At 55.8% G+C, this 3,908-nt stretch carries 3 protein-coding genes and 1 pseudogene; all 4 read left to right on the top strand.

Features of this window, described 5'->3' with window-relative positions:
• Positions 1-190, top strand: a 190-nt coding sequence (locus ACFWW2_RS16985) for a hypothetical protein (RefSeq protein ID WP_393929880.1), incomplete at its 5' end; no start/stop codon positions are given.
• A gap of 291 nt (positions 191-481) precedes the next feature.
• Positions 482-784: a hypothetical protein gene (locus tag ACFWW2_RS16980; RefSeq protein ID WP_393929784.1), complete on the top strand. Its 303-nt coding sequence runs from the start codon at positions 482-484 to the stop codon at positions 782-784.
• Between the two features lie 1,193 nt (positions 785-1,977).
• Entirely contained in the window at positions 1,978-2,865 is an 888-nt protein-coding gene (locus ACFWW2_RS16975) for a DUF2493 domain-containing protein (RefSeq protein ID WP_393929878.1), read from the top strand.
• A gap of 848 nt (positions 2,866-3,713) precedes the next feature.
• Positions 3,714-3,908, top strand: a pseudogene (locus tag ACFWW2_RS16970) (hypothetical protein); the annotation flags it as partial.

The raw sequence follows: 3,908 nt of genomic DNA, 5'->3' as shown, positions 1-3,908 counted from the left end.
ACCAGATGAACCAAAACCTGAACGCCATGGCCATCGATGGAGTGCTGAGGAAGATCAACGTCTATTGCACGCGTTTCAGAACGACAAGCGTGACGTTCGTTCCATCTCGCGTGACTTTGGGCGATCACCATCGTCTATTGTTGCGCGACTGCTTCATCTGGACGCGGTGGAGGTCGTATCCAAGCGGTGATCACTCTTTCATCCAATGCCCGGAGAAGTCCTTTACAGCCAGCCTTTCTCGGCTTCGCGTGTCAAAAGTCTGAAGCGCGCCATGCGTGCTCAGACAGTCGCGTAGATGTCGAACTGAGAGCGTGCTTCGGCGAGCCACCGGGTGCGATCCAGGCACCCGAATACCACCTCGCGGTCTCAAACCGGCGATTTCGGAAGTCTCAGATCCTCATTTGCACAGCGAAAGTTGCTTTCGTTCGCTATTTGTTCTAAGCTCTATACACGATTTCCGCAATCCACGGAGGTGTCTGTCATGCAAACCAACGACTACCATCAGCTTCCTGCAACGGAAAAACAGATCCGGTTTGCACGGTCACTCGCCGCAAGAGCCGGAACCGTATTGCCGGACGACGTGCAGCAGGACCGGCGGGAGATTTCGGCCTGGATTGATGCCCAGCAGGCGAAATCCGCGAAACCAAGCCGGTTTGACAGCTATCCATCGTCAAAACAGGTGCAATTTGCCGAGCGCATCGCCCGTTACAAGCGCAGTCAGGTGCCCGATGAGTGCTTCCGCGACAAGGCGCTCATGTCAAAGTGGATCGACTGCAACAAGTGACCGCAGGATGGTGCTACAATCTGTTAAATCATGGTAAGTTATGCTATTTTGAAGGCGAGGACGCTGGTTCGTGATCTGCTCAAATATTGACTATTCGGTCATGACCAACTATCTCAGACCTTGCTTGTAGGTTGACGTTCACATGTCATCCCGCTGAAATAAAGACCCGGAGGTGCTACAACACTTCCGGGTCCGCTTCACTCTACTAGAGCAAAGCTACGCCTAATCTCACAGCGCTGAGTACAACGCCGATGACCATAAGCGTGATGGTCAATCGCTTGTAAATTGTGTCGTTCACATAGTTTCACCTCACTTTCGGTTGTGCCGCAAACGCGGCAAACTCGGTTTAGTCTATTGCTCCCCAACAGCAAGCCTGTCAGTTTTGCTGGGACAATTCTATTTAGGTTTTCGGAGACGGAAACTGCGAAGTTTGTTTCAAAAAAGGGGTCCGTTCCCCATCCGGATGAGACAGAAAAGGCCGAAGCGGGTTCCCAGTGTGCGAAGGATCAACGCGATATGGGGCGATCAGCTGAAGCTGATCGGGCTCTAGTTCGGCAAAGCCTCACCCGAGCCACCAGAGGTGTCTCGGCCCACAAGGGGTAACGATCCCTTCGCCGGGCGCTCCATTGAGGGGTTGTGATCCAGAACGGACGTTGCAAAGCCTTACGGCCAGCCTTTCTCGGCTGCGCGTGTTGAAAGTCTGAAGCGCGCCATGCGCGCTCACACAGTCGTGTGGATGTTGCGTTGGGTGGCCCGTCAGGCGATTGCGGCACGAGCAGTCTGACAGGCCGCTTGGCCGAAGACTGCGTTCCGTCAGCCATCATCTTCGCAAGGCTACGATGAGGCGTTCCTCCACTCCGTCATCGGCGCTGCGCAGCCCATCAGCCTTTGCCTGCACCGGTATCGCCTGCCTCACGTATTCCTCCTCCTACTGAAAGCGGAAGCATATCCTCCGGATTGGCACCCAAAGCGGCCCGCCTCAAGGATCCTCCGTATTTTCGGCAAGGGCAGAGGGTGTGGCGGAGATCGCACCAATCGGTGAACGGCGCGTGTAGCAGCCAGGTTCTCTGAAAATACTCCGGCCCAGCAAAGCTGGCGCCTGTGGCGTCCTTGACCCGAACCACTTTGGACGAAGGCGGTCGGTATGTTCCGCATTCCGTGGAGCAGCTAAAACATCCTATGGAGAAACTGAGATGCTTGACCAAACCACAACATACGACGCGATTGAACTCTTTGGCCTGACCGAAAACGGCACCGATGATCTGATCATTCCCAATGATGACGAGCTGCGCGATCAAATCGTTCTCGAATCCTTCGAGACGTTGATTGGCAGGCTGCAGGGCACCGGTCTTGCATCTGAAATCGAACCGCTGGCACACGGATTGGCCACTTTGCTACAGCGCCGGGCGACGGCGCTGGCCGGGCAGGCCGACAAGCACAAGCGCCAGATCCAAGGGCTGATAGAAGCTCAGGACGGGTCCGAAGTCGCCGAAATGGAACTGGAAAAGACATCCAGCCGGTTCGAGACTCTTTGGGAAAAAGCCGAAGCGCTCAAGATCATGGCTGAAAAAGCTGCCCAGTGCTACGAAATCGAGACCGGGCAAGCCTACACGCCCGTCACGGGCAGCCGCACAACGAAAGACGCTCAGGCAACCGGCGCGGTGTTCGAAGCAAAGGAGCTTCTGAACCGACACGACCGCGAACAGGCCGAACGCAACAAGGTCGAGGGACCAAAGATTGCCATCACCGGCGATGCAGAGGCAAAGGATTGCCGGGAAATCTACCGCATTCTCGATCAGACATTCGTTAAATATCCCGACATGGTTCTGTGCCACAAAGGTCATGGCAAGGGTGTGGAGCGCATCGCAGCCACATGGGCGCGCAACAACAAGGTTCGCCAGATCCTCTTTCGGCCAAACTGGCAGGGCCACGGCAAAGCCGCTCCATTCAAAGCCAACGATGCGATCATTGCGGCCAAGCCAATTGGCGTCCTGATCTTCGGTGGCAATGGCGTCGCGATAAACCTTGGTCAAAAGGCCGAAGCGAAAGGCATCAAGGTCGGCCAGTTCAACGCCGAATGAGCAAAACAACGGACGGTCCTGCCAAGGGCCGTCCACAAACCTCTTTCAAGGAAAGGAGACGAAAATGGACGTGTCAGTACTGGATCGCGCTTTGCAGCATCGACTTTGGGGCAAAACTTACCGCTCGATAAATCAAATCATCAAAAGGGTTACAATCTCTGACTTTTGCCCCAAATGCGGCGAAAAACGTGGGAAGCCCGCGTTGCGACAATTCTGCGAAGACGGTGAGTGGTATGACCTGAGCTGCTGGCAGAACCCATGCGGGCATATAGATAAATATCAAGACGTCATCGCTGAAGCAGAGCACACAGAAGCTTCCACATGAGAACAAGAGACGTCCAGTAGGCCCCATGAGCGGGCCTGCCAATTCTGCTGTCTATGCTCACAATCCAACGCTCATTTTCCGACACCGCATCGACGGTTCAGTGGAGATCCTTGCTTGAGGCAAGGATCACATCGGTGGTTCAGACAGATCTGCCTCCGCTGACGCTCTGGCAAATCTGACGATTTTTGGTTTTGCTGCGCCGCCATGAGAGGCGGCGGCGCTTGATTTCCGATCGTCGGGTGGCCGGCGATTTCCCTTAGCAGATTCATTCTGGCTCCCAACCGCGCAAACGCGGTCCTCTACTACGTTCCGGCCCCAAGGGGTGTTCACCAGCCTGAATCAGCACGGGTCATCTTTCACCGGCCCCCCTCTGCGCCGGAAAAACGCGGGAAGGGGGACAAACAGCAAGTGGCAGCGCAGAACAGGCCGTTTCCGTGGCCTGTTTGAAAGGGCCTTCCAGGCGGATGGCATCTGGCGTTGCACAACACGGAGCCGAAAGAGGCAAAACCATGGAGCAAGCAGAATGAACCAGGTCGCAAAAGCAACCCGCCGACTGTGGAAGTCCGCGCAGCTCTACATCGGCTTCCACACAGATCAGCAGGGGAATGTGCGCAATCAGCCGAAGGTCTGGCCGCCGAAGAATGCCAACGCCACGATCCACAGCGACCCAAAGGTCCAGGAGGTGTTCCTGGAGGTGCGCGCCGAGGAAAGATCAGCC

Source organism: Yoonia sp. R2-816 (assembly GCF_046762905.1).
Taxonomy (GTDB): Bacteria; Pseudomonadota; Alphaproteobacteria; order Rhodobacterales; family Rhodobacteraceae; genus Yoonia.
The sequence above is the reverse complement of the archived record's forward strand: the minus strand, read 5'-3'. Positions and strand labels throughout refer to the sequence as shown.

Bases quoted from the DNA above. Each gene is read 5' to 3' on its own strand.
- ACFWW2_RS16980 (WP_393929784.1), top strand. From the start codon at position 482: ATGCAAACCAACGACTACCATCAGCTTCCTGCAACGGAAAAACAGATC.
- ACFWW2_RS16975 (WP_393929878.1), top strand. From the start codon at position 1,978: ATGCTTGACCAAACCACAACATACGACGCGATTGAACTCTTTGGCCTG.